Origin of the sequence: Thermogemmatispora sp. (genome assembly GCF_042408735.1) — a bacterium.
Lineage (GTDB): Bacteria > Chloroflexota > Ktedonobacteria > Ktedonobacterales > Ktedonobacteraceae > Thermogemmatispora.
Genome location: NZ_JBHOQV010000035.1, coordinates 1 through 1,490 on the forward strand (window position 1 = coordinate 1; position 1,490 = coordinate 1,490).

The 1,490-nt window shown below is 59.8% G+C and carries 1 protein-coding gene and 1 pseudogene; both read right to left on the reverse strand.

The window, feature by feature from the left end; genetic code table 11:
• A partial coding sequence (locus ACFMO7_RS02400; protein ID WP_376793935.1) for a flippase activity-associated protein Agl23 occupies positions 1-712 on the reverse strand: 712 nt, incomplete at its 3' end.
• Between the two features lie 110 nt (positions 713-822).
• Positions 823-1,490, reverse strand: a pseudogene (locus ACFMO7_RS02405) (hypothetical protein); the annotation flags it as partial.

Sequence of the window (1,490 nt, forward strand, 5' to 3'; positions counted from 1 at the left end):
GCACATACCGCACCAGCCCCACCACCAACACCAGCGTGAAACACGCCATGTAGATGTCCTCTCGCGCAAACCGCGAGTAGTACACCAGGCTCGGCGACACCGCCAGCAACACCGCCGCCAGCCAGGCCGCCACCCGTCCCATCGCCCTTCTGAGCAGATATGGCAGTCCCACCAGCACCGTGCCCAACGTCGCCGCCAGCAGCCGCACCGTCGTCGTATTCACCCCATTGTCGGGCACTCCCACCACCTGTGCCAACTTATAGACCAGCGCCATCGCATGAAACTGGAACGGCCCATGCAACAGCGGATCATAGTGATAACAATCGCCGAAGGCGAAGCAATGCTCCCAGTTCGCCAATTGATTCATTAGCTGGAGGGAGAAGTATGCATGGAGACTCTCATCGTGATGCAGCGGGCGCGCCCCCAGGTCCCAGAATCTCAGCACCGCCGCCACCGCCAGCACCACCCCATAGGCCACCCACTCCAGCACCTGCCCCCGGCTCACCCTTCTCGCGCGGCCAGCGTCACCACGAGCCTGAGAGAGAGGCAGGTCATCCTGACCTGCTTCGATAGACTGCACAGCATCCTGCGTGCCAATAGGCGTAGTCTCCCGCCCTTCTTCAGCCTCAGCGGGTGGCTGCTGAGACACCGATAGTCGTTCCTCGGTAAAATCTTCGGCAGGAGATCGCGCATGCTCTCCTTTCAAGTCCAAGTGAGGTCTCCTTCCAGAGTGTAGTCAAAGCTTGCACAGCCTGTGCCCCATTGAGCCTTTCGTCGTTGGGCACGTTCACCTTGCGAGTCAGCGGGACGGCTGGCTGCCGTTTACGGAGCCACTCCCAGGCCCTTCTTAATAAAGAGGCCCATATCGTAAGCTCCATCGGTGGCCCCGAAGGGCTGCCGTTGCCACCACCAGGCCCAGATCCGTTCTGCCGCCAGCATCGGATTGAAGTGCGCTCCCGGCGGCGGATTGTCTCCATAACTCAGCCACAGCAACGGTCCCACTCCGCCCCAGGTCTGTTGTCCTGCGCAGTTATCGTTTGCCTTGCTCGGCAGGCAAGGCGGTGGCTTATAGCCCTCATCCCACCAGGTACGCATATGGTACTGATGGAAAAGATAGGCGCCGGTATGTGTCGCCGTATCAGCATACTGGGTCTCGGCCAGGTAAAGATTGTCACCCCCGGCGATAATGACCGGGTAACTACCAGGATCAGGGCAATCTGCAGGATAATTATAGCAAGCCCGGGGATAGTCGCGCAGGTACCAGATAAAGGGCCAGACAGCATCGTTCATGACCCCAATGGCGAGCTGGTGACGCCCTCCATAGAGCCGCCGATCCAGCTCGTCTATCCTGGCCATCACCTCGTTGACATCCGTCGTCGTCTGCACATAGATCAGCATCTCATGCGGCGCATCCGCCGCGTGCACATACGTCACCTCGTACATATTGTGCACCGTCGGCACCAGCAACACTATCCCCAACAGCACCGTCA